Here is a 26,708-nt window from a genome sequence, read left to right on the forward strand (position 1 = left end):
ACGAGCAGGTCGTGGGCGATCAAGCCGTACGCGAGCAAGCCGTACGCACGCCGTTCGGACGCAGGCGGGCAGATCGCCCCCGACGCGGCGGCGGGGCACCCCTGGCACTGCTCGTACCCGGCCTGATCGGCCTGGTGTTCCTGGTGCTGCCGCTGCTCGGGCTGCTGATCCGGGCACCGTGGAGCGACCTGGCGAGTCAACTTCGCAGTACCGAGGTCCGCGAGGCGCTCAAGCTCTCGCTGTTCACCGCGACCGTGGCCACCGGCGTCGTGCTGGTCCTGGGGGTACCGCTGGCCTGGCTGCTGGCCAGGACCGAATTCCCCGGCCGCCGGCTGGTCCGCGCGCTGGTCACGCTGCCGCTGGTGCTGCCGCCCGTGGTGGGCGGTGTCGCGCTGCTCCTGGTGCTCGGCCGCAAGGGCATCGTGGGCGAGTGGCTGGACGAGACCTTCGGCTACACGCTGCCGTTCACCACGACCGGCGTGATCGTGGCCGAGGCGTTCGTGGCCATGCCGTTCCTGGTGATCAGCGTCGAGGGCGCGCTACGGGCGGCCGATCCGCGCTACGAGGAGGCCGCCGCGACGCTCGGCGCGTCCCGCTGGACCGCGTTCCGCCGGGTCACCCTGCCGCTGATCGCACCCGGCGTGGCGGCCGGCGCGGTCCTCGCGTGGGCCCGCGCGCTCGGCGAGTTCGGCGCCACCATCACCTTCGCCGGCAACTTCCCGGGCAAGACCCAGACCATGCCGCTCGCCGTCTACCTGGCCCTGGAAACCGACCCGGAGGCGGCGATCGTGCTCTCCCTCGTGCTGCTGGCGGTGTCCGTGCTGATCCTGGCCGGCCTGCGCGAACGCTGGATGACCACCTCGTGACCGGCCCGGACGAAGCGGCCGGCACGAGTGAATCGACCGCCCCGGAGCACGCCGGCGGCCTCGACGCCCACCTCGTCGTCACCCGCGACGCGTTCCGCCTGGACGTACACCTGACCGCCGCACCCGGCGAGGTGGTCGCGCTGCTCGGCCCCAACGGCGCCGGCAAGAGCACCGCGCTGCGCGCCCTGGCCGGCCTCGTCCCGCTCGGCGCCGGCGGCCACACCAGGCTCGCGGGTGTCGACCTGGAGGACCCGAAGCGGCGGCTGTACACGCCACCCGAGCGGCGACCGGTGGGCGTGGTCTTCCAGGACTACCTGCTCTTCCCGCACCTGTCCGCGCTGGAGAACGTCGCCTTCGGTCCGCGCTGCCAGGGCGTCGGCCGACGCGAGGCCCGCGGCCTGGCGGCGGACTGGCTGGACCGGGTCGGCCTGGCCGAACACGCCGGTGTCAAGCCGGGCCGGCTCTCCGGCGGACAGGCGCAACGGGTCGCGCTCGCCCGCGCGCTGGCCACCCATCCGCGACTGCTGCTCCTGGACGAGCCGTTGGCCGCGCTGGACGCGCGCACCCGGGTGGAGGTGCGCGCGACGCTGCGCCGGCACCTGGCCGACTTCGACGGGGTCGCGGTGGTGATCACCCACGACCCGCTGGACGCGATGGTGCTGGCCGACCGGCTCACCGTGATCGAGGCGGGGCATGCGGTCCAGGACGGTACGCCGGCCCAGGTGGCCCGGCACCCGCGTACCGACTACGTGGCGCGCCTGGTGGGCCTGAACCTGTACCGGGGCACCACCTCGGCCGGCGGCGTCGACCTGCCCGCCGGGCAGCGCCTGGTGGTGGCCGAACTCCCGGACGCCGACGAGGTGTTCGTGGCCTTCCCGCCGGCCGCGGTAACGCTGTACCGGAGCCGGCCCGACGGCAGCCCGCGCAACCTGTGGCAGGTCGAGGTGGATGGCATGGAGCTGCACGGCGACACCGTCCGGGTCGAGTTGACCGGCCCCGTCCCGCTGCTCGCCGACGTCACCCCGCTCGCGGTCGCCGAACTCGAACTCGCGCCGGGCAAGCCGGTGTGGGCAGCGGTCAAGGCGACCGAGGCGCGGGCGTACCCGGCCTGAACGAGGCACCCGGCCCGGCGGCCCCACCTTCCCCGGCGCGATGACGGCGCGCCCGACGACAGCGCGGCCAACAGCAGCGCGCCCGACGACGGCGCGCCCCGATGACAGTGCGACCGTGCACCATGGTCTACGTGACGAGCCTGACCACCACGGATGCGACCCGCGCGCGGATGAGTCGCCAACGCAGCAAGGACACCGGCGTCGAGGTCGCGCTGCGACGCGTGTTGCACGGCATGGGCCTGCGCTACCGCGTGCACCGCCGCCCGCTCAAGGGCATCCGCCGCGAGGCGGACGTCGTGTTCGGCCCGGCCAAGGTCGCCGTCTACGTCGACGGCTGCTTCTGGCACGGCTGCCCGGTGCACGCGACCTGGCCCAAGCGCAACGCCGAGTTCTGGAAGACCAAGATCGAGGGAAACCGCACCCGCGACGCCGACACCGACCGGCGGATGGCCGAGGCCGGCTGGCTGGTCGTGCGGGTCTGGGAGCACGAGGACGCGGCCACGGCGGCGGCCAGGGTGCGGGAGGCGGTGATCGCCCGACGCGCGGCCGGCTAACCTGTCCGCATGGCACGACCCATCACCATGATCGACCTGTTCGCGGGCTGCGGTGGAATGACGTCCGGATTCGCCGCCGCGAAGGGCTTTCGGCCGGTCATGGCGGTCGAGTGGAATCTGCACGCCGCCGCGACCTACGCCGCCAACTTCGGCGAGGCGCACATGCGCTGGGGCGACATCGCGGAGATCCCGGACAAGGACATCCCGCGCGCCGACCTGATCATCGGCGGCCCGCCCTGCCAGGGCTTCTCCAACCTGGGCAGTCGCAACGTCGAGGACCCGCGCAACAAACTCTGGAAGGAATACCTGCGCTTCGTGCGCCGGGCCAGGCCCAAGGTGTTCGTGATCGAGAACGTGGACCGCTTCCAGAAGTCCGCCGAGTTCGCGCTGCTGCTCGCGGAGGCGCAGCCCGGCGGCCTCCTGGAGGGGTACGTGTTGACCGACGCGCTGCTCCCGGCGGTGGACTACGGCGTTCCGCAGCGGCGCAAGCGGGCGATCGTGATCGGCTCCCGGATCGGCGAGATCACCGTCCCCGAGCCGACCCACGGCCCCGGCCGCCCGCTGCGCTGGAACACCGTCCGGGACGCGATCGAGCACCTGCCGAGGATCCCCGGTACGACCAGCCTGCCGGTCGCCAGGACCGAGTTCTTCGGCCGCAGCGTGCCGGGCGTGTTCAAGGAGGCCGACCTGCATCTGGCCCGCACGCCGATCGAGCGCTCGCTGCTGCGCTACGACTGCGTCCCGCCCGGCGGCGGCCGATTCGACCTGCCGGACCACCTGCTGCCGGACTGCTGGCGGAACAAGAAGACCGGCACGACGGACGTGATGGGCCGGATGCGCTGGGACCACCCGTCGCTGACCATCCGGACCGAGTTCTACAAGCCGGAGAAGGGTCAGTACCTGCACCCGCAGTGGAACCCGGACGATCCGACCGACCGGGTCAACCGCCCGATCACGCATCGCGAGGCGGCCCGGCTCCAGTCCTTCTCGGATACCTTCGTGTGGTGCGGATCCAAGACCGAGATCGCCCGGCAGATCGGCAACGCGGTGCCGCCCGGGCTCGCGGAGGCGATCGCCCGGCACTTGAAGCCGCGGTTGCTGGCGGCGCGGTAGCGCGCGGAGCGCACGGGCGGGAGGAGCGGCGCCCGCCGGTCGCGGCTCAGGCGCCCGGGGCACCCTCGCCGTCGTCCGTCCCCGCGTCGTCCGTCTCCGCGTCGTCCGTCTCCGCGTCCAAGCCGTACATCCGGGGCGGGAGCTGCTGCTCCGCCCAGTCCAGTTCCGCGTCCAGGTCGAGCCAGATGCGGTCCCGGCGATCGCCCGGGGCATCGAGGTGGATCGCGACCCAGGTGAAGATGCCGCACACCGTGGCCCGGGCCCGGTCCGGCGCGCTGATCTGCGCCGCGAACCAGACGGCCACGCCGGCGCGGGTGGGGATCAGATACTGCTCGTTGTCCGGGGCGGGCCGGCCGGTGGTCGCGCAGCGCGGCGGTTCCAGCACCTTCATCCAGGTCAGCACCGCGCCCGGAGCCTGGTCCTCGAAGCACTCGGTGACCGATTCGCGGATCGCGCCGGCCGGGTCCTCGCCGAGCCAGCCGAACCACGCGTCGTCCTCGAGCAGCTTGGTGAAGTCGTCCCGCGGCGGCCCGTGGTGCGGGTTCTCCCGGTACTCGCCGGTCAACAGCCCGTCCGGACCGACCACCCACGCGCCTCGGATCGCCTCACCGGGCACGTATCCGTTGGGGTCGTCGGCGAACGCCGGATCGATCTCGGCGACCGAACCGCCCGGACTCCGCGCGGCGGCGGCGAGCAGCCCCTGATCGTCCGGAACCCGGCGCCGCGCTCCGGAACCGGTCGCCGAGGACTCACCCATGCGTGCCACTCTCCTGTGCGGTCGATCCCGCGCGGTCGATCCCGCGCGGTCGATGGCGTCGCGGGCCGATCGGTTCGGCCCGGGACGAGTGCGCAATTCTCGCGCACCGGGCGCGGGCGTGGTCGGCCCGGGTCAGCGCCCCCAGGCCGCCGTGATCGCGGCCCTGTGCTCGGCGGCGCGCTCGCGGGCTTCGGCGGCCTCGGCGGACCGGCCCAGGGCGTCGGCCAGGCGGGCCCGGCCCAGCCAGTTGTACGGGCTGGTCGGGCGGAGGTTGATCCGCTCGCTGAGCAGCGTCCGGGCCAGGTCGTGCCGGTTCGCCCGCAGCGCCGCCTCGACCAGGGTCTGCTGGATCGCGTCGCGCTGGGCGTGGCTGCCGCCGAAGGTGTTCAGGTGGTGCCGGATCGGGACGAGGATGTCGACGGTGTCCGCGTACCGGCCCTGTTCGAAGGCGACCAGCGCGCGGCAGACCGGCAGGCCGACCTGCGCCGTCATCCGGTCGTTGGCCACCTCTCGGTGGGGTGTGCCGAGCCGGTTCTCGCGATTCTCGATCACCGCCTGAGCGGCGGCGATCCGGCCGGCGCCGAGGTAGGCCATCACGGCGTGCGTGTCGTTGAACGCGTAGTACGGGACGTCCGCGCGGGCCGCCCACGCGTCGGCGAGCCGGTTCCAGCGCTCGACCTGCGCGTTGCCGGTGAGGTGAATACGCCACAACAGGGCCGAGGCGTCCAGGAGTTCCATCGCGACACCGAGCGACCTGTCGTTGTGCAGTACCGCGTCGTGGATGGCCAGGGCACGATCGATCGCGCCGGCCTCGATCGAGAACAGCCCGTAGTGCCACCAGTTGTGCACGTTCAGGTAGTTGCCGCTCGTCCAGTCGGCGGTGCGGGCGTCCAGGTAGCGGATGCCCTCGGCGAACCGGCCCTGCATCTCGTACGTGTGCACCACCGCGTGGATCGCCCACACGTCGCGCGGATTCGCGGCCACGGCGGTCGACCCGGCCTCCTCGGAGCGCGCGTAGTGGCCGGTCTCCTCCAGGCCGAACGCGGCCATCCCCAACACCGGACCGTAGTGCGGATCGTCCCGATCCCACGCGCTCAGCGCGCCGCCGACCCGATCGCGCAGGCGCAGCGCGTCGCCGGTGAGGAAGTCGATCTGATGGCCGACCAGCAGCGCGAGCGCGTCCCGGGGATAGGCCACGACCAACTCGTGCAGGATGTCCCCGGCCCGGTGGATGTCGCCGGCCAGCCACGCCTCGGCGGCCCGCATGTGCGCGACCTCGCGGGCGCCGACCCGGGTGGGGGTCGGCACGAACGCGGCGTAGCGCTCGTTCGCGGCGGCGGCGTCCACCGACTCGGTGCCCAGCAGGCCCAGATAGGCCGCGAACACGTTGGCCATCGGCGCGTTCGGATTGGCCAGCAGCGCCGCCTCGACCTCGGTGCTTACCTCGGGTCGGAAGAACAACAGCGCGTCGAGCGCACGTTCGTAGTGCCGGACCGCCTCCGGACCCATGCCGGACAGTTCGAGCCCGTGCCGATCCACCGTGCCCATCGCGGGGTCCTTCCGTCGCGCCGATGAGACCCGATTAAACACGCCTCGCGGAGCGCGTAGACACCTCTCGCGGATAGCGCGAACTCAGGACGCGGCGGCCTCCCACGCGCCCGGGGACCGGTAGTGGTTGTTGTGGCCCGCAGCCAGGACGGTACGCAGGCGCTCGACGTCGGGAGTGTCGGCGGGCAGGCGCAGCCGACCGAGCAGGGCGAGGCCGGCCGCCGTGTCGAGGCTGCCGTGGACGTCCCCGTAGCTGCCCCGAAGCCCCTGGAACAGGGCCGGGTGCAGCTCGGGTCGGGCCGCCGCGGCCTGGTACACCGGGTACTTGAGCGGCCAGGGCACCGGGCCCGAGCACTCCAGCACACGGCCGGCCCGCCGGAACAACGGCTGGTCGTGGGCGACTCGACCCAGCCGGTCGAGATCGTTGCCCAGCACCTCGGCGAACGCCCGCTCCACGGTGGCTCGATCCTCGAACCAGTCCACCCAAAGGGAGTAGCCGACCGCCTCGTACTCCCGCTCCGCCTCCAACCGGGCGCGGTAGCCGGCCCAGAACACGTCGGCGGGAGGCGGGTCGGTCTTGCTCGCCAGTGCGAAACGCATCTCGCAGGTCACCCAATAGTCGTCCAACAGGTCCAGGAACCCGAACGCGAGCCGCAACCGCCCGGCCCCGTCCAGGTCCGGATCCGTGATCGCGACATCGGTCCAGGAATGCGCCAACTCGTTGCCGGTCATCGGTTCGTCGGGTGTCTCGGCGTCTCGCCACGTGCCGTCGTCGGACTCGGTGATGCCTTCGATGGCGAGCCAGGCCCGGGCGTGCTCCGCGTCGTCGTCCATGAGGCAAGTGTGTCGGAACGGGACGGGAACACGGCCGGGCCGGCGCGACGCCTACTCGCCCACCGGAGAGCCCAGTTCGCGCAACGCGGTGTCCAAGGGTGACGCGGACACCTCCAGGATCTTCGTCGTCACCGTCGCGTCGAGGGTGGACGCGCCCTCGGTGAGGTAGAGCATCTCCTCGACCTCCGCCATGATCGGGTTCTCCAGGCCGATCGCGCGCACCTCCTCGGCCGTCATCCGGGTCAGCCGCGGGTCGGGTGAGCCGGTCAGCTCGGCGAGGCGTGCGGTGAGGTCCCGGATGGAGCTGGTCGACGACGGCACGTGCCACGCCCGGCCCCAGGATTCGGCCGACCGCGCCGCCGCGACGAGGGTGCGGGCCACGTCGCCGGTGTAGGACCAGCTCTGCGGCGCGTCCAGGTCGCCGGGGATCGCGGCCGGGGTGCCGGCGAGCACCTGCGGGACGACCAGGAAGTTGTACAACGAACCCGCTCCCGCCCCCAGGAAGTCGCTCGCGCGGACCTCGGTGACCAGGACCCGGCCCGCGTCGTGCGCGGCCAGCGCGTTCGTCCACATCTGCGCGCGGACGCGGCCCTTGACGGTGGTCGGGGCCATCGGCAGGTCTTCGGTCATCGGCCCGTCCACCGGGCCGTAGCCGTACAGGTTGCCGAGCATCACGTAGTGCGCCCCCGTGCGCTCCGCCGCCGTCAACATCGCCGCGGCCAGCGGCGGCCAGTCGATGGGCCAGCGATCGTAGGACGGCATCGCGCAGTTGAACAACGTCCGCGCACCGCGGGTGAGCTCGATCAGGCGGACGGTATCGGTCGCGTCGGCGGCGACGCGTTCGATCAGCGGGTGCACCGGGCCGCCACCGCGGCGGCTGACCACCCGTACCCGCTCACCAGACTCGGCGAGCAGCAGTGCGGTGGCCGAGCCGGTGGTGCCGGTACCGACGACGACGTGGAAGACGGATGACGAGGACATCAGCGCTCCGGGAAGGGGAGGAGGGGAAGTGGAGGTGTCCGAGGAGGACGTGATCACCTTCCCGCCCGGGCCGGGGCGTACGGTAGTGGCCGGAACGCCAAACATCCGGAGGTTCGGGCCATGCATCGAATAGCCGTCGTGGCCGTGCCACCGGTGACCACGTTCGACCTGTCCATCCCGGAACTGGTGCTCGGTGGCGTCGACATGGTCGAGGGCGTGGCCGGCTACCGGGTGCGGGTGTGTACCGCCGAGCCCGGCGCCGTGGTCGGCACCGGCAGTCTGGACATCGTGGTGCCGCACGGCCTCGACGCGATCGACGACGCCGAGACGGTGATCGTCACCGGCACGGGCGCCCGTGCCGATGCCGACCCGCGCGTCCTGGCCGCGCTGCGTGACGCCGCGGCGGCGGGGAAGCGGATGGCGTCGATCTGTACCGGCGCGTTCGTGCTGGCCCAGGCGGGCCTTCTGGACGGGCGCGCGGCCACCACGTACTGGATGATGACCGAGGAGTTCCGCCGCCGCTTCCCGGCCGTGGACCTGCGGCCGGACGTGCTGTACGTCGAGGACGGCCCGATCCTGACCTCCGCCGGCCTGTCCGCCGGGATCGACCTGTGCCTGCACCTGATCCGGACCGACTACGGCGCCGCCACGGCCAACACGGTCGCGCGTCTGGTCGTCGCCGCGCCGGTACGCCCCGGCGGCCAGGCCCAGTTCATCGAATCACCGCTCCCACCGGAAAGCGGTGTGTCGCTCGCCGGCACCCGGGCCTGGGCGCTGGCCCGGCTCGACGAACCGCTCACGCTGGCCGACCTCGCCGCGCACGCGAGCACCAGCGTGCGTACCCTCACCCGCCGCTTCCACGCCGAGACCAGCCTCAGCCCACTGCAATGGCTGCTCCACCAACGGGTGGACCGGGCACGGGAGTTGCTGGAGACCACCGACCTGTCCATGGAACTGGTGGCACACCACAGCGGCATCGGCACCACCGACTCGCTGCGCAAACACCTGGTCCGCCGCACCGGCCTGACCCCCAGCGGCTATCGCGCGGCGTTCACCCGCACCCCCACCGAGCCGGCGGTCACCGCCCTCCGGACCCCGAACCCGTAGGGGACACGCGTCCGGCCGCGTAGGGGACGAGCAACCGGTCGGCGCGCCGGGATGCATGCCCGCTACGCGGTCACGGTCGAGCCGCCGCTACGCGCCCGGGATGCACGTCCGCTACGCGCCCGCCGCGGCCGGCCGACCGCCGCCGTCAGGCACCCTGATCGGCCGTCGGCTCGGGCCCTCGGCGGCCGGTTCGCGGAGGGAGGGGGTTCCGGCTTACCCGACGTGCGGCCGCGTGGGATCGTCGGACGATGTACGAACCTGACCGGCGGAACAGTGCGGCGTCCGGGCCCGTTCGGGGGCACGGGCAGGACGACACGCCCTTCACGCATCGGGGCTTCGGGGATGCCGACGTGGTGCTGGATCTTCCGGTGCCGGGTCGGCCTGCCCTGTTGCAGGTCGAGAGCGCGCCGGGGCGACACGTGCGGTTGTGGCGCGTCGATCGACCGGGTGGGCCGGTCGAGGAGTGTGTCTACGACGGTCCGCGCGAGGGCTCCGACGGCAGCATCCTGATCTCGGACCAGGGGCGGCGGGCGCTGCGGACGGTGCGGGTCCGGTGCTCCGGCGCGTGGTCCTTGCAGCTCAAACAACCGGACGCGGCGCGGGAGTTCGAGCGCTCGGTGGAGGGCTTCGGCAGCGAGGTGGTCTGCTACACGGGACCGCTCGGGGTGGCCAGGCTCACCGGCGCCCGGTCGGGTGGGCAGGTCGAGGTCCGAGTGGTGCCGCCGAGGGAAGGGGCGGCTGCGGGGGGCTGGCGGGGGATCGATGAGCGCCGGCAACAAGCGTGGCAGCCACCGGAGTTCGAGGTCGCCGGACCGCGGCTGCTGGTCGTCACCGCGGGTGGCGCATGGTCGCTCGACGTCGACCCGACGCCGCCGATTCGGCCCGATCTGCCCGAGGGCACGTTCGTGCTGCACGGTGTGGGCGACCTCGCGGCGATCGTGCCGATCACCCACCCGTCCGAGGTCTCGGTGTTGGAGGCGGTCTGGGTGTCGGGGGCCGAATTCACCTTGGTGTGCGGAGAGCCGAGGATCGCCGGCGCCCCCCTTCACCGGCTGGGGCCGGATCGGCCATGTCTGCGGATTCGGCCCGGCGTCCGGGTTCGGGGCGGGATGCCGATTCAGATCTTCGGGCGCGGGAGCGAATGGGAGATACGGACGACCACACCCACCGACACACCCTCGGGCACCGGCCTGGGCGTGGCCGATTACGACGCCGCGGACGTGGCCGGGTTCCGCGTACTCCCGACGCCGGTGACTTTCGGCCCCGACGAGCGGAGCTGGAAGCTGGGGGTGGCAACCATGCGGTGGCGACAGGCGGTATACCTGCCCGAGCGCGAGGCCGACCCGGAGCCCGATCCCGAGTCGCAGCACGCGGGTAAGGCGTCCGACACGTCGAACCCACCCCGACCGAGGCGCTCCTGGCCAGGCCGCCTGCTCGACCGGCTGCGCCTGCGGCCTCCGTCCGGCGACTGACCGACACCCCGCCCACGACGCTTCCGTCGACCCGGGAGCCGCCCGACCACACCGCCCCGCGCGACGGTTTCGTCACACCGGCTCGAACTCCGCCTCCCGCATTCCCAACAACCGCCCCAACGCGCTTCGGCCCTCCTCGGTCGCCCGGACCGCCCGACCCGTGCCGACCCGCTCCGTCCACCCCCGGGCACCGAACAGCCGGCACAGTTCGGCGCCGGCCGTGCCCGCGAGGTGGTGGCGGCGTTCGGTCCAGTCCAGGCAGGGCCGGGCCAACGGGCGCTTGCGCGACGTGGTGAGGTCGGCGCCCAGGTCGGTGAGCCACGCGATGCCCGGGTCGGTGAGCGCGAAGCCGGCGTCCTGGCGGAGCAGGTCCCGGGCGGTGAGCGCGTCGGTGATCGCCACGCCCAGCCGGCCGGCCAGGTGGTCGTAGCAGGTGCGGCCCCGGGCCAGGGCCGCACCTGCCGAGTGCGCGCGCAGCGAGTTCGCCGGACGGGTGGTCACGGGCGTCGCGTACGCGGCCAGGTCCTCGACCATGCGGGCCACACCCGGGTCCGCGAGCCGGACGTACCGGTGTCGGCCCTGCCGCTCCTGGACCAGCAGGCCGCCCTCGACCAACCGGGTCAGATGCTCGCTGATCGTGGACGGCGCGACCCCGCAGTGCCGAGCCAGTTCGCCGCCGGTCCAGGCACGGCGGTCCAGGAGGGCGAGGCATACCGCCGCGCGGGTCTCGTCCGCGAGGAGTGCGGCGAGCGCGGCGAGTCGCGGGACCGAATCCGGGTCGGTGGCACGTGCGATCGAGTCCATGCCGCCATCATCGGCCGGCGACGCTTCGGCGCGCGCCGAAGGGTCCGCCGCCGCGTCGTACGACTGACGCCCTGTCAAGATGGACAGGTGCTCCCACCCCTTGCAGGCGTCACCGTCGTCTCCCTGGAACAGGCCATCGCCGCGCCGTACGCGACTCGGCAACTGGCCGATCTGGGCGCGCGCGTGATCAAGATCGAGCGCCCGGGCGCGGGCGATTTCGCCCGCGCGTACGACGAGACCGTCGAGGGATTGTCGAGCCACTTCGTCTGGGCGAATCGCGGGAAGGAAAGCCTCGCGCTCGATCTCAAGGACGAGCGCGCGGCGGAAATCCTGGACCGCCTGCTCGCCCGCGCGGACGTGTTCGTCCAGAATCTCGCGCCCGGCGCGGCGGATCGTTTGGGCCTGGGCGCCGCGGATTTGCGGGCCAGATTTCCTCGGCTGATCGTCTGTGGAATATCGGGTTATGGGACTTCCGGTCCCTATCGCGACAAGAAGGCGTACGACCTGCTGGTGCAATGCGAGGCCGGCCTGCTCTCGGTCACCGGGACACCGGACGCGCCCGCCAAGGCCGGCATCCCGATCGCCGACATCGCCGCCGCGATGTATGCCTTCACCGGCACGCTGACCGCGCTGTACGAGCGCCGGGTCACCGGCGAGGGCAGTGCGTTCGAGGTGTCCATGCTGGACGCGCTCGGCGAGTGGATGGGCTTCCCGTACTACTTCGCGACCTACGGCGGGACGCCTGTGCCGCGCACCGGCGCGCGACACGCGGCGATCGCGCCGTACGGCCCATACCGCGTCGGCGACGGCGGCCAGGTGTTCGTCGGTGTGCAGAACGACCGCGAATGGGCCGCGCTGTGCGAGCGGGTGCTGGGCCGGCCGGACCTGATCGACGACCCCCGGTTCCGGAGCAACTCGCTGCGGGTGGCCGGCAACGAGCGGCTCACCGAGCTGATCGAGGCGGCCTTCGCGGACCGCGACGCCGACGAGATCGTGGCGAGCCTGGACGCGGTCGGCATCGCCAACGCCCGGATGCGCACCATCGCCGAGTTCGCCGAGCACCCGCAACACGCCGCGCGGGACCGGATGCGCACGATCGACTCGCCCGCCGGTCCGCTGCGCGCGCTGCTGCCGCCGGTCACGGTGACCGGTCGTGAGGCGGCGATGGGCCCGATCCCGGCGGTCGGCGAACACACGGCGGCGATCCTGGCCGAGTTGGGAATCGAACCCGAGTGAGCGGTCGCCTGCCGCGCGGGCGTCCGGGCGGGCGGTACCGGGGTGCGGGGTCCGAGCGCCGGGTCGGAGCACGGGGGTCCGAGTGCGGGGTCCGAGTACGGGGGTCCGAGCGTGGGGTCCGAGCGTGGGGTCCGAGAAGAAATATTTCGCGCCTTCCGGGGTCGGCGACTTTTCCGTGCTAGCCTCGAGGCAGTTGCAGTAGTGGTTCCCATGAATTTCGTGAGCGCCTTACGGTCGTGACCGTCGGGCGCTTTTTGTTTATGTCGAACCGGGTTCATGTGAAAAATGGATTGCTGTTGCGACTTGGACATGCGCACGTGCGCATTTCCATTTGGCACCACGAAGGAGATTTGTATGGCTACTGGAACCGTGAAGTGGTTCAACGCGGAAAAGGGCTTCGGCTTCATCCAGGCGGACGACGGCGGCCCGGATGTTTTCGCGCACTACTCGGCGATCCAGTCGCAGGGCTACCGTGAGCTTGTCGAGGGCCAGAAGGTCTCCTACGACGCTGTTCAGGGCCAGAAGGGCCCGCAGGCGGAGAACATCACCGTCTGACGGCACATCATCGCCGAGCGCGGCCCGCACCGATTCCGGTGCAGGCCGCGCTTGCGTGTGTCCGGGCCCGCGGCCCGCGGTGGATGATGCGTGCATGGGATACATCGGAAACGACGAGCACGCCGGCAGGCTGCGCGCGATCCGCGCATGCGGCCGGATCCTGTCCGGGGTACGGCCCACCACGGTCGCCGAACGCTTGGCCCGGCTGACCGCGTACGCGCAGGACACCGTCGACCCCGGCGAGTGGCCGGACATGTACGGCGACGGCGGCGCGGTCGCCCGGCTGGAGGCGTGTACGGCCGAGCTGCTCGGCACCGAGGCGGCGCTGCTGTTCCCCACCGGCACCATGGCCCAGCAGGTCGCGCTGCGCTGTCACGCCGGCGCGACCGGTTCGAACGTGGTCGGCATCCACCCGAGGGCCCATCCGCTGACCTACGAGCGTGACGCGATGTCGGTGCTGTCCGGACTTCGACCCCTGACGCTCACCCAGGGGCCCGGTCAGATCACCGCCGAGGACATCCGCACCAGTGGTGAGCGCTTCGGCACCCTGTTCTACGAACTCCCGCTGCGCGATCACGGATTCGTGCTGCCCGAGTGGGACGAGCTGATCGCCGTCGTGCAGGCCGCGCGGGACCGCGACGCGGCGCTGCACTTGGACGGCGCGCGGTTGTGGGAGAGCACCACGTACCTTCGCCGCGGGCTGAGCGAGATCGTCGACCTGTTCGACTCGGTCTACGTCTCCTATTACAAGGGCCTGGGCGCGAGCGCCGGCGCGGCCCTCGCGGGTGGCGCCGAGCTGATCGAGGAGGCGCACGCGTGGCGGCACCGGTACGGCGGGCGGCCCTTCCAGGCCTGGCCGATGGCGCTGGACGCGCTCGTGGCCCTGGAGGAGACGCTGCCTCGGCTGCCCGGCTACGTCGCGCACGCCGAGGTCGTGGCCGCGGGCCTGGGCCGGGTGCCCGGGGCGACCGTGTTCCCGGCCGTGCCGCACACGCACCAGTTCCAGGTGTGGCTGCCGTACCCGGCCGAGCTGCTCAACCGGACCGGTCTCGAGCACGCCGTCGACCGGGGCGTGTGGCTGGCCGGCCGCTGGACCGAGCCGGCCCTGCCGGGATTGTCGTTCGCCGAGGTCACCGTCGCCGAACCCGCCCTGGAGTGGAGCGCAGACGAGGTCGCCGACGAGTTCGGTGCCTTCGTGGAGCGGGTGCGCAAGAACGGCTGAGCCCGAGAGCCCGCGGCGGACGTCTGCGGCGGAGCCGGCGGTGACATGTGTCACCACCGGCTCCGACGCCGATCGGGGCATGTTGCGTCAAGGCGGGCCACTGAGCGATGCTGGCCCCGCGCCGGCCCTACCGGCGCGGGGAGGGCGTGGCAGGAACCCGGTGCGATCCCGGGACGGTCCCGCCACTGTGACCGGCTCCGCCGTACGACGTCATCCGACGCCGGCGACGGGACCGGGAGTCAGGAACTGCGCGTCTCACCCCGAGTCCGATGGGGCGAGGACCCCGGAGAGGCGCTCCAGGTGACGATTTCGTCCTGCCGGCGTTCTTGCATCCGCAGCTTCGACTGCGGCACCCACTCCAGCGGCATTCCCGCTCGCTTCCGCGGCACGTTCGACGGCGGCTCTCCCGTTCGCGACATCCACTCCGTGGTCCGCCACGCCGGCATCGGCGGAGGCGCCCGGTGATCCTGCTCCTGTCGACATCCGACACCGACCTGCTCAGCGCGAAGGCGAGCGAGGGTGACTGGCGACTGGCCAACCCGGCCCGCGTCGACGTCGCCGACCTGCCCGCGCTTTTGGACGGCACCGACCTGGTCGTGGTGCGCCTGCTCGGCGGGCGGCGTGCGTGGGAGGCGGGCCTGGACGCGCTGCTGGCCGGTCCGCGCCCGGTGGTCGTGCTCAGCGGCGAACTCACCGCCGACGCCGCGCTGATGGAACTGGCGACCGTACCCGCCGGGGTGAGCGCACAGGCCCACGCCTACCTCGCCCAGGGCGGCCCGGACAACCTGACCCAACTGCACCGCTTCCTCTCCGACACGCTGCTGCTCACCGGGCACGGCTTCGAGCCGCCCGTCGAGGTGCCCTCCTGGGGCCGGCTGGACCGTAGCGCGCGCGAGATCGACGGCCCCGCCGTGGGCGTGCTCTACTACCGCGCCCACCACCTGGCCGGGAACACCGCGTTCGTGGACGACCTGTGCGCGGCGATCGAGAACGCGGGCGGGCGGCCGGTACCGATCTGGTGCGCGTCGCTGCGTGGTGCGGACGAGTCGTTGTTCGCGGCGCTGGGCGAACTCGACGCGCTGCTGGTGACCGTGCTCGCGGCGGGCGGCGCGGGCGGGGCCAAGCCGGCCGAGGTCTCCGCCGGCGGCGACGACGAGCAGTGGGACGTCGGCGCGCTGGCCGGTCTGGACATCACCATCCTCCAGGCGCTGAACCTGACCACCAGCCGGGCCGAATGGGAGGCCGGCGACGCGGGCCTGTCCCCGATGGACGCGGCCACCCAGGTCGCGGTGCCCGAGTTCGACGGCCGGTTGATCACCGTCCCGTTCTCGTTCAAGGAGACGAGCCCGGACGGACTCACCCACTACGCCGCCGACCCCGAGCGGGCCGCGCGCGTCGCCGGGATCGCGGTGCGGCACGCCCGACTCCGGCACATTCCGGTCGGCGAGCGCAAAATCGGCATGGTGCTGTCCGCGTACCCGACCAAGCACTCCCGGATCGGCAACGCGGTCGGCCTGGACACCCCGGCCTCCGCCGTCGCGCTGCTGCGCGCGATGCGCGCGGCCGGCTACGACGTCGGCGCGCTCGACGGCGCCGACGCGCTGCCCGGGCTCGAACCGCCGGACGGCGACAAGCTCATCCACGCGCTGATCGCGGCGGGCGGCCAGGACCCGGAGTGGTTGACGGAGGGTCAGCTCGAAGGCAACCCGGTCCGCATCTCGGCGGCCGAGTACCGCGAGCGCTACGCGAAGTTGCCGCTGGGGCTGCGCGCGAACATCGAGGAACACTGGGGCCCGCCGCCCGGCGAGCTGTACGTGGACCACTCGCGCGACCCCGAGGGCGAGATCGTGCTCGCGGCGCTGCGCGCGGGCAACGTGATCCTGATCATCCAACCGCCGCGCGGCTTCGGCGAGAACCCGGTGGCCATCTACCACGACCCGGACCTGCCGCCGAGCCACCACTACCTGGCCGCCTACTGGTGGCTGGACGCGCCCGCCGGCCCGGGCGGGTTCGGCGCGCACGCGCTCGTACACCTGGGCAAGCACGGCACGTTGGAATGGCTGCCGGGCAAGAACCTGGGCCTGTCCGCGGAATGCGGTCCGGACGCGGTGCTCGGCGACCTGCCGCTGGTGTACCCGTTCCTGGTGAACGACCCGGGCGAGGGCGCGCAGGCCAAGCGGCGCGCGCACGCGATCATCGTGGACCACCTGGTGCCGCCGATGGCGCGGGCCGAGACCTACGGCGACCTGACCCGCCTGGAGCAACTGCTCGACGAGTACGCCAACGTGCAGGCGCTCGACCCGGCCAAGGGTCCGGCGCTGCAGGCGCAGATCTGGACGCTGATCCAGGCCACCAAGCTCGACCACGACCTGGGCATCACCGACCGGCCGCACGAGGCCGAGTTCGACGACCTGATCCTGCACCTGGACGGGTGGTTGTGCGAGGTCAAGGACGCGCAGATCCGCGAGGGCCTGCACATCCTGGGCAGCGCGCCCACCGGCGAGGGCCGGATCAACCTGGTCACCGCGATGTTGCGGGCGCGTCAGGTGTGGGGTGGCAAGGCCGCCGCGCTGCCGGGGCTGCGCGAATCGCTCGGCCTGGTCGAGGGCGGCGGCGCCTCGCGCACCGAGACCGACGACGCCGAGGACCGTGCGCACCGCCTGGTCGCGGCGATGGAGGCGGGCGGGTGGGACCCGGCCCGGGCCCTGGCCGTCACGCACGAGGTGCTGGGCGCCGAATCGGCGGCGGTCGCCGACGTGTTGGCGTTCGCCGCCACCGAGATCGTGCCGCGCCTGGACCGCACCGGCGACGAGATCGGCGCGGTACTGCATGCGCTGGAGGGCGGCTACGTCGCGGCCGGGCCCAGCGGTTCGCCGCTGCGCGGGCTGGTCAACGTGCTGCCGACCGGACGCAACTTCTACACCGTGGACCCGAAGGCGATCCCGAGCCGGTTGGCCTGGGAGACCGGACAGGCGCTCGCGGACTCGCTGTTGGACCGCTACCGCGCCGACAACGACGGCGACTGGCCGCGCTCGGTGGGGCTTTCGGTGTGGGGCACCAGCGCGATGCGCACCAGCGGCGACGACATCGCCGAGGTGCTCGCGCTGCTGGGCGTGCGGCCGTTGTGGGACGACGCGTCGCGCCGGGTGACCGGGATCGAGGCGATCCCGCTCGCCGAGCTGGGCCGGCCGCGGGTGGATGTGACGGTGCGCATCTCCGGCTTCTTCCGGGACGCCTTCCCGCACGTGGTGCTGCTGCTCGACGACGCGGTGCGGCTGGTCGCGGAGTTGGCCGAGCCGGACGAGGACAACTACGTCCGGGCGCACGTGCGCGCCGACACCGCCCGACACGGCGACGCGCGCCGGGCGACCACGCGCGTGTTCGGCTCCCGGCCCGGCGCGTACGGCGCGGGGTTGTTGCCGCTGATCGACGCGCGCACGTGGCGCGACGACGCGGACCTGGCCGAGGTGTACGCGACCTGGGGCGGCTACGCCTACGGGCGGGGCCTGGACGGGGTGTTCGCGCGCGAGGACATGGAGGACGCGTACCGCAGGATCGCGGTCGCGGCCAAGAACACCGACACGCGCGAGCACGACATCGCCGATTCGGACGACTACTTCCAGTACCACGGCGGCATGGTCGCGGCGGTGCGCGCGCTGACCGGCACCGCGCCGGCGGCCTACATCGGCGACTCGACGATGCCGGACGCGGTCCGCACCAGGACGCTCCAGCAGGAGACCGCACGGGTCTTCCGCGCCCGGGTGGTCAACCCGCGCTGGATCGAGGCGATGCGCAAGCACGGCTACAAGGGCGCGTTCGAACTGGCCGCCACGGTGGACTACCTGTTCGGCTACGACGCCACGACCGGTGTGGTGGCGGACTGGATGTACGAGAAGCTCGCGGGCGAGTACGTCCTGGACGAGACCAACCGGGAGTTCATGCGCACCGCCAACCCGTGGGCGCTGCGCGGAATCGCCGAACGACTCCTCGAAGCCGCCGACCGGGGCATGTGGGAGAAGCCCGAAGCGGCCACGCTGGACGGGCTGCGCGAGGTCTACCTGGATGTCGAGGGCGACCTCGAGGGCGGCGAGGACGCGGGGGATGCCTGAGCGGGGCGGCGACGCGCCCGGCAGGGCCGATTCGCCGCCCGAGGTGAGTACCGATCCGGGCGAGGACCGGCTTCCGGGGCTGCGCCCGGGGCCGGCGCTCGGGATGGCGTGGTCCGGCGCGGGCGCCGCGACCGGGCCCGCGGACCTGGGGTGGTTGCCCGGCCCGATCCGGCCGGGCGACCGGGTCGAGACGTTCGTCGCGCGGCTGCCGCGCCACGAGGCCGGACCCGACCCGGAACCCGCCGGGTCGGTGTGCGTGGTCGGGATCGGCGACGACGGCTGGGACGGACTCTCCTGCGCCGCCCGGGAGATGGTGGCCGCGGCCGAGGTGCTGGTCGGCGGCGCACGGCATCTGGCGCTGGTGCCGGACACCGCGGCCGAGCGGGTCGAGTGGCCGTCGCCGTTCACGGTGCGGTTCGTGGCGGAGTCGGCCGCCCACCGGCGGGTGTGTGTGCTGGCCAGCGGCGACCCGATGTTCTTCGGCGTCGGGGCCACCCTGGTCCGCGAGTTGGGCGCTGCGCGGGTCACGGTCCTGCCCGCGCCGTCGTCGGCCTCGCTGGCCTGCGCCCGGCTGGGCTGGTCCGTGCAGGGTGTGCCGGTGGTCAGCGCGGTGGGCCGCCCGCCGGCCACACTGGCCGTCGAACTCGCCCGTGCCGCACGCATCCTGGTGCTGAGCGCGGATGGGCTGACGCCGGGACGGGTGGCCGTACTGCTGCGTGAACGCGGCTTCGGGACGAGCAAGGTCACCGTGCTGGAGCACCTGGGCGGCCCGGCGGAGTCCGTGTGGCAGGGCAGCGCGGACGCGCTCGCGGCGGCCCCCGAACGGCGGTTCGCCGACCTGAACGTGGTCGCGGTCGAGTGTGGGGACGGTCCCGGACGAAGCCGCGTGCCCGGCCTGCCGGACGATGTCTACGCGCACGACGGGCAGTTGACCAAGCGCGAGATTCGGGCCGTGACGTTGGCCGCGCTCGGGCCGCTTCCGGGCGAAGTGTTGTGGGACGTGGGCGCGGGCAGCGGCAGCATCGGGATCGAGTGGATGCGCGCGCATCCGACGTGCCGGGCGATCGGCTTCGAGACCCGCGAGGACCGCGCCGAACGGGCCCGGTCGAACGCGGTCGCGCTGGGCGTGCCGGGGCTGCGGATCGTGGTCGGCCGGGCTCCGGAGGTGCTCGCGGAGGACGTGGGGCTCGCCGAATTCGCGGGCGTGGCACCGGACGCCGTGTTCATCGGCGGCGGGCTGACCGTGCCGGGTGTGGTCGAACGCTGCTGGGCGGCGCTGCGCCCGGGCGGTCGACTGGTCGCGAACGCGGTGGTGGCCGAGACCGAGGCCGAGTTGTTGCGCCATCGCGCGGCATACGGCGGGGAATTGACGCGCGTGCAGATCACCCGGTCCGCTCCGGTGGGCCGGTTCACCGGGTGGCGCCCGGCGATGCCGGTCACCCAGTGGGTGGCGGTCAAGCCGCTTTCCGATGCGAACGAGGAGTAGTTCCATGACCGTGCACTTCATCGGCGCCGGCCCCGGCGCGGCCGACCTGATCACGGTGCGGGGGCTGCGGATCATCGCCGCGTCGCCGGTGTGCCTGTACGCGGGCGCGCTGGTGCCGCGCGAACTGGTCGAGGCGGCGCCGCCCGGGGCCCGCCTCGTGGACACCGCCGAGCTGAACCTGGACCAGATCGTCGAGGAACTGCGGGCCGCACACGCGGCCGGGCACGACGTGGCCCGGCTCCACTCGGGGGACACCTCGTTCTTCAGCGCGGTGGCGGAGCAGCAGCGCCGCCTCGACGCGCTCGGCATCCCGTGGGACATCACCCCGGGCGTACCGGCGTTCGCCGCCGCCGCGGCGGCGATGGGCCGCGAACTGACGCTGCCCACGGTGGGCCAGACGGTGATCCTGACCCGGGTCGCGGGCAACGCGACGGCGATGCCGCCGGGCGAGGACCTGGCCACCCTGGGCCGGTCCGGCGCGCTGCTGGTGCTGCACCTGGCGGTGGGTCAGGTCGAGCGCGTGGTGGCCGAGTTGACCCCGCTCTACGGTGCGGACTGCCCGGTCGCGGTGGTCGCGCGCGCGTCGCGTCCGGACGAGTTGATCGTGCGCGGCGAACTCGTCGACCTGGTGTCCCTGGTGCGGGACAACGGCATCAAGGCGGTGGCGGTCATCATGGTCGGCCGCGTCCTGGGCGAACCGGGCTTCTGCGACAGCCACTTGTACAGCGAGATTCGCGACCGGACCGAGCCGAGGCCGGTCGGGTGAGCCGGGCTGGCGGCGCCTGGTCGCCGGCCGGACAGGACCTAGGCGGGCGCGGCCCGGCCGACGATGGTGCCGGTGCGGTTGATCGCGATCACGTCGACGGTGATCGGGAGTTCACTGCCGCGCAGCAGGGTTCGGGCGGCGTCGCGGGCGGCCTCCGCGACGGCGTCGCCGAGCGGGACGTCCGCCGCGCGGGCCAGTTCGAGCGCGTGCAGGGCGGTGTTCGCGGCGCGGATGTGGGTGGCCAGGTCGGCGTCGCCGCCGACCGCCGTGGCCCGGTCGGCGAGCGCGTCCAGGTTCACCTGCGAACGGCCCGAGTGCAGGTCGAGGTGGCCGTCGGCGAGCTTGGAGAGCTTGGCGAAGCCACCGGCGATGGTCAGCCGCGGGATCGGGTGCCTGCGCAGGTACTTGAGCAGCGCGCCGGCGAAGTCGCCCATGTCCAGCAGCGCCGTGCCGGACAGGCCGTACACCTCGGCGCCGACCCGCTCGGAGGTGGTGCCGGTCGCGCCGAGCACGTGGGTCTCGCCGGTGGCCAGCGCGACGTCGATGCCACGGCGGATCGAGTCGATCCAGGCCGAGCACGAGTACGGGATCACGATGCCGGTGGTGCCCAGGATGGACAGGCCGCCGAGGATGCCCAGCCGCGGGTTCCAGGTCTGTTCGGCGATCCGGGCGCCGTCGTCCACGGACAGTTCGACGGTGACGTCGCCGGTGCCGCCGTGCGCCGCGGCCACCCGGGCCACCGCCTCGCGAATCAGCTTGCGGGGGACGGGATTGACGGCCGGTTCGCCGACCGCGAGCGGCAGGCCGGGCAGGGTCACCGTGCCGACGCCCGGACCCGCGCGGAAGATCACGCCGGAACCGGGCGCGGCGTGCCGCACGGTGGCCCGGATCAGCGCGCCGTGGGTGACGTCCGGGTCGTCGCCGGCGTCCTTGACGACGCCGGCCATGGCGGTGCGGGGCGGGGGGTTCTCGGCTGTGGGGGCTTCGGTGGTGGAGTCTTGGGTTGTGGGGTCTTGGTTCGTGGGCTCTTGGGCTGTTCGTTCCTGGGTCGTGAGCTCTTGGGGCAAGAGGTCTCGGGTCGTGAGCTCTTCGACGGCGAGGGCGAACGCGGGCGTCTGGCCGCCGGGCAGCCACACGGTCACCGGGTCGGGAAACTCGCCGGTCAGCAGAGCCTGGTAGGCGGCCGTCGCGGCGGCGGTCGCGCATGCTCCGGTGGTCCACCCTCGGCGCAACTGATCGGGGCGGGTCATCGGGGGAGGAGCCAATCGTGAGCGGGTCGGGAGGGGCGCGTGCGGTGAGCGGGGCGACGGAAGCCGGTACCGCCGACGCGCCGATGATCGGGTCCGGCGACTCGCTCGTCTCGCTCGTCTCGCGCGGCTCGCTCGACTCGGTGGGCTCCGGTCATCCGCCGGGTCCGGTTGGTTCCGGCGGCCCGTTGGGCTCGGTTGGCTCCGGTGCTCCACCGGGCCCCGTTGCCTCCGGTGATCCGGTCGGCTTGGTTACTGCCGGTGACGGGGGCCGTGTGGTGCTTGTGCTGGGAGGTACCGCCGAGGCTCGTGTGCTTGCCGCGCGGTTGGTGGACGTCCCGGGATTGCGTGTCGTGTCGTCGCTGGCCGGGCGTACCAGCGCGCCCGTGTTGCCGGTCGGCGAGACCCGCGTGGGCGGCTTCGGCGGCGTGCCCGGCCTGGTCGCGTGGTTGCGGGCGCGGGCCGCGGCGGCCGTGGTCGACGCCACCCACCCGTTCGCGGCACGGATCTCGGTGAACGCGGTCGCGGCCTGCGCCGAGGCCGGCGTCCCGCTGCTGCGCCTGCAACGTCCGGGCTGGACCGCCGTGCCCGGCGACCGCTGGTACCCGGTCGACTCCGCCGACGAGGCCGCGCGGATCCTGCCCGGCCTGGCTCGGCGGGTCTTCCTGACCACGGGCCGCCTGGAGACCGCGCCCTACGCGCACCTGGACGACCTGTGGTTCCTGCTGCGCAGCGTCGAGCCGCCCACGGGTGCGTTGCCGCGCGCGTGCGAGGTGCTGTTGTCCCGAGGCCCGTTCACGGTCGGCGACGAGATCGCGCTGCTGCGTGACCGGCGCATCGACGCGCTCGTGACCAAGGACAGTGGCGGTGCCCTGACGGCGGCCAAACTCACCGCCGCCCGCGAGTTGGGTCTGCCGGTGGTGCTGATCCGCCGCCCCCGGGTGTGCGCACCGGAGCAGGTCACCGACGCGGAGTCCGCCGCGCGGTGGGTCCTGGCCGGGCCTGCCGGGCCTGCCGGGCCTGCCGGGTCGACCGGGCCCGCCGAGCGGGCCGCGGCGGCCGAAGGGTGAGTCGCGCACGCGACTCACTGTGACACAGGACGGCCCCGAGTCGATCTTGGCGACCCGGCCGAGCCGCCGGCCCGTCGCGCCGGGCCGGCCCGGCGAACGGCGCGGCTCGACCCGAGCGACGTACGCGAACATGGCCGGCCCGATCGTCAGGCCGGGTAGCGCCGCGGCGTGTACACGCCGGTGCTGCCGTCCGGGCGAGGGTAGGTGCGGGTCTGCGAGGAGCCGATGATCAGCAGCGTACGCATGTCCACCACCTCCGGGTCCAGGTCGGCCAGCCGGACCACGCGCACCGACTCGGTCGGGCCGCCGACGTCGCGGCCCACCACGACCGGGGTGTCCGGGCCGCGGTGCTTGAGGAACAGGTCGCGGGCCTCGGCGACCTGGGTGCGCCGGGTCTTGGAGGCCGGGTTGTAGATCGCGACCGCGAGGTCCGCCTCGGCGGCGGCGGTCAGCCGACGCTCGATCACCTCCCACGGCTTGAGGATCGCGGACAGGCTGATCACACAGAAGTCGTGGCCCAGCGGCGCACCCGCGCGGGACGCCACCGCCTGCATCGCCGACAGCCCGGCGACCACCCGGACCGGGACCTCGGTGGCCGTCTCGTGCGCGGCCTCCAGTACGGCCGACGCCATCGCGAACACGCCCGCGTCGCCGGAGGAGACCACCGCGACCCGGCCGCCCGCCTCGGCCAACGCGATGGCGTGGCGCGCGCGTTCGGCCTCGACCCGGTTGTCGGTGCGGTGCCGCTTCTGGCCGGGCCGAGGTTGCACGCGGTCGACGTACGGGCCGTAGCCGACCACGTGATCGGCGGCGGCGAGCGCGGCGTGCGCGTCGGGGGTGAGCCATTCCGGACCGGCCGGCCCCAGGCCGACCACGTCGATCGAGCCGATCTCGCCGGTGGGTTCGGGCAGCACGTACTCCGGTTCCGGCGCGCGCGGCGTGCGGTTGGTCGCGAACTCGCCGCCGGACGCCGCCGACGGGGTGATCACGAGGGAGAAGTACGGGACCTCGTCCGGGACTACATCGGCGAGCGGGCGCACCTGCTGCCGATCGGTGGTCGCGCGCTCCACGTACCAGGTGCGCTCGGCCAGCCCGGCCTGCTCGAACGCACCGCGCACCGCCGGGAAATGCCGCTTGCCGAGCTTGATCACCGCAGCCGAGTCGGCGGTCCGCAGCCGGGCCGCGAGCACGTCGGGCGGGAGCGTACCGGGCAGGATCGTCAGCACCTCGTCGTGCTGCACGAGCGGCCGGCCCAGCACGGCCGCCGCGCCGCTGACCGAGGTCACGCCGGGCACCACCTCGACCTGATAGCGGTCGGCGAGGCGTTCGTGCCAGTACATGTACGAGCCGTAGAAGAACGGGTCCCCCTCGCACAGCACCGCGACATCGCGCCCGGCGTCCAGATGCGCGGCGATCTCGGCGGCGGTCGAGTCGTAGTAGTCGGCGAGCGCGCCGTCGTACCCGCCCGGGTGATCGGTGCTCTCGGTGGTCACCGGGTATTCGAGCGGGAGGCGGAGCTGAGTGTCGCTCAGATACGGCTCGGCGATGGTGATCGCGACGCCGCGCGCACCCTTCTTGACCGGGTAGGCGACCACGTCGGCCGAGGTGATCAGGCGATGCGCCTTCAGGGTGATCAGCTCGGGGTCGCCCGGGCCGAGGCCGATGCCGTACAGGCGGCCGGTGGTGGTCACGCTGTGCTCCTGGGGGGTGGGTGGGGCGGTTCTCTTTCGCGACTTCTCGGCGTCGGGCTGTTGCCCGCCGCCTATTCCTGGTCGCTCGCGAGGGCGTTCAGGGCGGCGGCGGTCATCGCGCTGCCGCCGCGGCGGCCGTGTACGACGAGGTAGGGGATGCCGGCGGGGTGGTCGGCCAGGGCCTGCTTGGACTCGGCCGCGCCGATGAAGCCGACCGGGATCCCGATGATCGCGGCGGGGTGCGGGGCGCCCTGGTCGATCAGTTCGAGCAGCCGGAACAGCGCGGTCGGCGCGTTGCCGACCGCGACCACGGCGCCGGCGAGGTCGTCGATCCACAGGTCCACGGCGGCGGCGCTGCGGGTGGTGCGCTGTTCGGCGGCCAGGACCGGAGTGCGCGGGTCGGCGAGCAGGCAGCGCACGTCGTTGTCCTTGGGCAGGCGCTTGCGCGTAACCCCGGACGCGACCATGTTCGCGTCACACAGGATCGGCGCACCGGCACGCAGCGCCTCGGCACCGGCACGGGCCACGTCGGGGTGGAAGCCGACGTCCTGCGGGAGGTCGGTCATGCCGCACGCGTGGATCATCCGGACGACGACGCGCGAGACGTCCTCGGGAAAGCGGGACAGGTCCGCCTCGGCCCGGATGGTCGCGAACGAACGCCGATAGATCTCGGCGCCGTCCTTGATCCAGTCGTCGTCCACGTCGGCTGCTCCTTTGCCCGGGGGCGGGTGGTGATGGTCGTCGTCGTTCGTGTGGAGGGCATGGCGGTTCGTGCCCGATGAACCTGCCGGGCGGCGGGTCCGTCGACCGTCATGCCGGGGTGGACGGTGCGGGTGGCCCCGGTGCGGGTGCCCGCGCGGGGCCGGGGCCGGGGGTGGGCGCTCGGCCGGGCGGGACGGTTTCGTACGTGCCGTCCTCGCGCGCGACCACAAGCGTCGCACCGGCGGGCTTGCCGCATGCGCGGGCACAGCCGACCCAGTGGGTGTCGGCGCGGCCGAGGGCTCCGGGGCGATCGGCGGCCGGACGATCCGCGTCCATCGGGGTGGTGTCCGCGAGGGCGGCGCCGATGAGGGAGCGGCCCAGGGCGTGGCGGGTGGCCTCGGTGCGTACGTCGGCCAGGGCCCGACGGCATGCGCCCAAGCCGCTGCACGCGGTTACGCCGCGCCACGGGGAAGCGGGGTCGCAGGGCAGGCCGGCTGCTTCGAGGGCGGCCGATGTCGCTGCCGGGTCGGTCATGTCGCGGATCACGACGCCTCTGGTGCCGGTGATGCGCAGTTCGGCCCGCAGGCCGACGAGGGCGGACAGATGACGCCGCGTCAGGCGACCGAGCGGGACCAGGGCTCCGACGGCGAAGCGGCCGTCGGACTGCGGGAGTACGCCGATGGGCGGCCGGCTGCCGCTGCGGCGATGGGGCCCTGCGGGGCTCGGGCCGGCGGCCGCGGGCCCGCCGGTGGGACGCGGGAAGGGGGCGGCCCCGAGGGCGGCGGCGAACCGGGCCGCGCCGGAGGGGAGTTCGCGGATGTGCCAGGCCCCGGTGTCGGCGCGGGCGGCCAGGAACGCGCGGGCCGCGTGGACGATGGCCGCCGGGGCGTCGGCGGGGGCGAATCGCCAGGTCGTGTCGTGGCCGGCGGCGTGCAGCGCGAAGGTGTCGCGGGCCGGCGCGACCAGGTCCAGGTCGTGGCGGGCGGAGGCGATCGGGATCCCGCCGTCGTCGATGCCGATCAGGAAGCGGCCGGACAGGGCGCTCAGATCCGGGGCCGCGCACAGGGCGTGGTCGACGGCGGTGAGTACGGCGTCCGCGTCCAGCAGCGCGTTCGGGTCGCGGCCGGCCAGTGGGCCGGCGAGGATGTTGCGCACCCGGTCGTGGCTGCGGGAGGGCATCAGGCCGGCCGCGGTGACGGCCTCGGCGAGGGCGGGCAGGTCGGCCTCGGCCAGGCCGCGCAGCTGGATGTTCGCGCGTGCCGTCAGGTCGATCGAACCGGTACCGAAACGCCCTGCCAGCTCGGCGAGTTCGTGTAGTTGGGCGGGGGTGAGCCGACCGCCCGGGAGGCGTACGCGCGCGATCAGGCCGTCGTCGGCCGGCGACGCGTCCACGACCCCGGGGCAGGCGTCGTCGCGCTCGCGGACCACCACCGCACCCACCGCCCTTCGTCGCGCCTCGGTGCCTCGTATCGGTAT

Annotated in this window: 22 protein-coding genes and 1 riboswitch; of the genes, 13 read left to right on the forward strand and 9 right to left on the reverse strand. The window is 73.3% G+C overall.

Features of this window, described 5'->3' with window-relative positions; genetic code table 11:
• Nucleotides 1-11: 11 nt before the first annotated feature.
• The 4 genes from OG948_RS28610 (at nucleotide 12) to OG948_RS28625 (ending at nucleotide 3,645) form a co-directional block, all read left to right on the forward strand.
• A complete protein-coding gene (locus tag OG948_RS28610; RefSeq protein WP_406300360.1) occupies nucleotides 12-866 on the forward strand; it encodes an ABC transporter permease in 855 nt (284 codons plus the stop codon).
• On the forward strand, nucleotides 863-1,978 hold the full coding sequence (locus tag OG948_RS28615; protein WP_406299199.1) for an ABC transporter ATP-binding protein: 1,116 nt from the start codon (nucleotides 863-865) through the stop codon (nucleotides 1,976-1,978). The genes OG948_RS28610 and OG948_RS28615 overlap by 4 nt, the downstream gene beginning before the upstream one ends.
• Nucleotides 1,979-2,100: 122 nt before the next feature.
• Nucleotides 2,101-2,532 carry a very short patch repair endonuclease gene (locus OG948_RS28620; RefSeq protein ID WP_406300361.1) on the forward strand — a complete coding sequence of 144 codons (432 nt, stop codon included), beginning with the start codon at nucleotides 2,101-2,103 and terminating at the stop codon, nucleotides 2,530-2,532.
• Nucleotides 2,533-2,541: 9 nt separating this feature from the next.
• Nucleotides 2,542-3,645: a DNA cytosine methyltransferase gene (locus tag OG948_RS28625; RefSeq protein WP_406299200.1), complete on the forward strand. Its 1,104-nt coding sequence runs from the start codon at nucleotides 2,542-2,544 to the stop codon at nucleotides 3,643-3,645.
• A gap of 46 nt (nucleotides 3,646-3,691) precedes the next feature.
• On the opposite strand, the gene OG948_RS28630 is transcribed toward OG948_RS28625, so the two are convergent.
• From OG948_RS28630 to OG948_RS28645, 4 genes are all read right to left on the reverse strand, one after another.
• Nucleotides 3,692-4,402: a hypothetical protein gene (locus OG948_RS28630; RefSeq protein ID WP_406299201.1), complete on the reverse strand. Its 711-nt coding sequence runs from the start codon at nucleotides 4,400-4,402 to the stop codon at nucleotides 3,692-3,694.
• Nucleotides 4,403-4,534: 132 nt separating this feature from the next.
• Complete coding sequence (locus tag OG948_RS28635) at nucleotides 4,535-5,950, reverse strand: tetratricopeptide repeat protein (protein WP_406299202.1); 1,416 nt, start codon at nucleotides 5,948-5,950, stop codon at nucleotides 4,535-4,537.
• 84 nt (nucleotides 5,951-6,034) lie between these two features.
• Nucleotides 6,035-6,784: a hypothetical protein gene (locus OG948_RS28640; protein ID WP_406299203.1), complete on the reverse strand. Its 750-nt coding sequence runs from the start codon at nucleotides 6,782-6,784 to the stop codon at nucleotides 6,035-6,037.
• 51 nt (nucleotides 6,785-6,835) lie between these two features.
• A complete protein-coding gene (locus OG948_RS28645) occupies nucleotides 6,836-7,765 on the reverse strand; it encodes an NAD-dependent epimerase/dehydratase family protein (protein ID WP_406299204.1) in 930 nt (309 codons plus the stop codon).
• A 120-nt stretch (nucleotides 7,766-7,885) separates the two neighbouring features.
• Between OG948_RS28645 and OG948_RS28650 the strand changes: the two genes are divergently transcribed.
• A complete protein-coding gene (locus tag OG948_RS28650) occupies nucleotides 7,886-8,872 on the forward strand; it encodes a GlxA family transcriptional regulator (RefSeq protein WP_406299205.1) in 987 nt (328 codons plus the stop codon).
• A 248-nt stretch (nucleotides 8,873-9,120) separates the two neighbouring features.
• On the forward strand, nucleotides 9,121-10,344 hold the full coding sequence (locus OG948_RS28655) for a hypothetical protein (protein ID WP_406299206.1): 1,224 nt from the start codon (nucleotides 9,121-9,123) through the stop codon (nucleotides 10,342-10,344).
• A gap of 72 nt (nucleotides 10,345-10,416) precedes the next feature.
• Here the strand turns inward: OG948_RS28655 and OG948_RS28660 are convergent, their stop codons facing one another.
• Nucleotides 10,417-11,148 (reverse strand): ArsR/SmtB family transcription factor, encoded by a 732-nt coding sequence (locus tag OG948_RS28660; RefSeq protein ID WP_406299207.1) that lies wholly within the window; start codon nucleotides 11,146-11,148, stop codon nucleotides 10,417-10,419.
• A gap of 87 nt (nucleotides 11,149-11,235) precedes the next feature.
• Between OG948_RS28660 and OG948_RS28665 the strand changes: the two genes are divergently transcribed.
• The 6 genes from OG948_RS28665 to cobM all read left to right on the forward strand — a co-directional run bounded on the left by OG948_RS28665 (nucleotide 11,236) and on the right by cobM (nucleotide 20,522).
• A complete protein-coding gene (locus OG948_RS28665) occupies nucleotides 11,236-12,384 on the forward strand; it encodes a CaiB/BaiF CoA transferase family protein (RefSeq protein WP_406299208.1) in 1,149 nt (382 codons plus the stop codon).
• A 354-nt stretch (nucleotides 12,385-12,738) separates the two neighbouring features.
• A complete protein-coding gene (locus OG948_RS28670; RefSeq protein WP_026218153.1) occupies nucleotides 12,739-12,939 on the forward strand; it encodes a cold-shock protein in 201 nt (66 codons plus the stop codon).
• A gap of 94 nt (nucleotides 12,940-13,033) precedes the next feature.
• Entirely contained in the window at nucleotides 13,034-14,161 is a 1,128-nt protein-coding gene (locus OG948_RS28675) for a threonine aldolase family protein (protein ID WP_406299209.1), read from the forward strand.
• A 150-nt stretch (nucleotides 14,162-14,311) separates the two neighbouring features.
• Nucleotides 14,312-14,410, forward strand: a riboswitch (cobalamin riboswitch).
• A gap of 212 nt (nucleotides 14,411-14,622) precedes the next feature.
• Complete coding sequence (cobN, locus tag OG948_RS28680) at nucleotides 14,623-18,270, forward strand: cobaltochelatase subunit CobN (protein WP_406299210.1); 3,648 nt, start codon at nucleotides 14,623-14,625, stop codon at nucleotides 18,268-18,270.
• Nucleotides 18,263-19,756, forward strand: coding sequence for a precorrin-6y C5,15-methyltransferase (decarboxylating) subunit CbiE (gene cbiE, locus OG948_RS28685; RefSeq protein ID WP_406299211.1), 1,494 nt, complete (start codon nucleotides 18,263-18,265; stop codon nucleotides 19,754-19,756). The genes cobN and cbiE overlap by 8 nt, the downstream gene beginning before the upstream one ends.
• 4 nt (nucleotides 19,757-19,760) lie before the next feature.
• Nucleotides 19,761-20,522: a precorrin-4 C(11)-methyltransferase gene (gene cobM / locus OG948_RS28690; RefSeq protein ID WP_406299212.1), complete on the forward strand. Its 762-nt coding sequence runs from the start codon at nucleotides 19,761-19,763 to the stop codon at nucleotides 20,520-20,522.
• Between the two features lie 38 nt (nucleotides 20,523-20,560).
• On the opposite strand, the gene OG948_RS28695 is transcribed toward cobM, so the two are convergent.
• Complete coding sequence (locus OG948_RS28695) at nucleotides 20,561-21,772, reverse strand: cobalt-precorrin-5B (C(1))-methyltransferase (RefSeq protein WP_406299213.1); 1,212 nt, start codon at nucleotides 21,770-21,772, stop codon at nucleotides 20,561-20,563.
• Between the two features lie 272 nt (nucleotides 21,773-22,044).
• Between OG948_RS28695 and OG948_RS28700 the strand changes: the two genes are divergently transcribed.
• Nucleotides 22,045-22,839: a cobalt-precorrin-6A reductase gene (locus OG948_RS28700; RefSeq protein ID WP_406299214.1), complete on the forward strand. Its 795-nt coding sequence runs from the start codon at nucleotides 22,045-22,047 to the stop codon at nucleotides 22,837-22,839.
• Between the two features lie 146 nt (nucleotides 22,840-22,985).
• On the opposite strand, the gene OG948_RS28705 is transcribed toward OG948_RS28700, so the two are convergent.
• The 3 genes from OG948_RS28705 to OG948_RS28715 all read right to left on the reverse strand — a co-directional run bounded on the left by OG948_RS28705 (nucleotide 22,986) and on the right by OG948_RS28715 (nucleotide 26,672).
• Entirely contained in the window at nucleotides 22,986-24,530 is a 1,545-nt protein-coding gene (locus OG948_RS28705; protein ID WP_406299215.1) for a precorrin-2 C(20)-methyltransferase, read from the reverse strand.
• A gap of 71 nt (nucleotides 24,531-24,601) precedes the next feature.
• Nucleotides 24,602-25,231 (reverse strand): precorrin-8X methylmutase, encoded by a 630-nt coding sequence (locus OG948_RS28710; RefSeq protein ID WP_406299216.1) that lies wholly within the window; start codon nucleotides 25,229-25,231, stop codon nucleotides 24,602-24,604.
• Nucleotides 25,232-25,340: 109 nt separating this feature from the next.
• The gene (locus OG948_RS28715) at nucleotides 25,341-26,672 is read right to left on the reverse strand and encodes a cobalamin biosynthesis protein CobG (protein WP_406299217.1); all 1,332 of its coding nucleotides are present in this window, start codon (nucleotides 26,670-26,672) and stop codon (nucleotides 25,341-25,343) included.
• Nucleotides 26,673-26,708 lie beyond the last annotated feature (36 nt).

This window comes from Embleya sp. NBC_00888 (assembly GCF_045207655.1).
Classification (GTDB): domain Bacteria; phylum Actinomycetota; class Actinomycetes; order Streptomycetales; family Streptomycetaceae; genus Embleya.

Excerpts from the sequence above, each read along its gene's own strand:
- OG948_RS28625 (WP_406299200.1), top strand. The coding sequence starts at position 2,542 with ATGGCACGACCCATCACCATGATCGACCTGTTCGCGGGCTGCGGTGGA.
- OG948_RS28675 (WP_406299209.1), top strand. The coding sequence starts at position 13,034 with ATGGGATACATCGGAAACGACGAGCACGCCGGCAGGCTGCGCGCGATC.
- OG948_RS28635 (WP_406299202.1), bottom strand. The coding sequence starts at position 5,950 with ATGGGCACGGTGGATCGGCACGGGCTCGAACTGTCCGGCATGGGTCCG.
- OG948_RS28650 (WP_406299205.1), top strand. The coding sequence starts at position 7,886 with ATGCATCGAATAGCCGTCGTGGCCGTGCCACCGGTGACCACGTTCGAC.
- cobM (WP_406299212.1), top strand. The coding sequence starts at position 19,761 with ATGACCGTGCACTTCATCGGCGCCGGCCCCGGCGCGGCCGACCTGATC.
- OG948_RS28640 (WP_406299203.1), bottom strand. The coding sequence starts at position 6,784 with ATGGACGACGACGCGGAGCACGCCCGGGCCTGGCTCGCCATCGAAGGC.
- OG948_RS28660 (WP_406299207.1), bottom strand. The coding sequence starts at position 11,148 with ATGGACTCGATCGCACGTGCCACCGACCCGGATTCGGTCCCGCGACTC.
- cbiE (WP_406299211.1), top strand. The coding sequence starts at position 18,263 with ATGCCTGAGCGGGGCGGCGACGCGCCCGGCAGGGCCGATTCGCCGCCC.
- OG948_RS28670 (WP_026218153.1), top strand. The coding sequence starts at position 12,739 with ATGGCTACTGGAACCGTGAAGTGGTTCAACGCGGAAAAGGGCTTCGGC.
- OG948_RS28620 (WP_406300361.1), top strand. The coding sequence starts at position 2,101 with ATGGTCTACGTGACGAGCCTGACCACCACGGATGCGACCCGCGCGCGG.
- OG948_RS28630 (WP_406299201.1), bottom strand. The coding sequence starts at position 4,402 with ATGGGTGAGTCCTCGGCGACCGGTTCCGGAGCGCGGCGCCGGGTTCCG.
- OG948_RS28695 (WP_406299213.1), bottom strand. The coding sequence starts at position 21,772 with ATGACCCGCCCCGATCAGTTGCGCCGAGGGTGGACCACCGGAGCATGC.
- OG948_RS28655 (WP_406299206.1), top strand. The coding sequence starts at position 9,121 with ATGTACGAACCTGACCGGCGGAACAGTGCGGCGTCCGGGCCCGTTCGG.
- OG948_RS28645 (WP_406299204.1), bottom strand. The coding sequence starts at position 7,765 with ATGTCCTCGTCATCCGTCTTCCACGTCGTCGTCGGTACCGGCACCACC.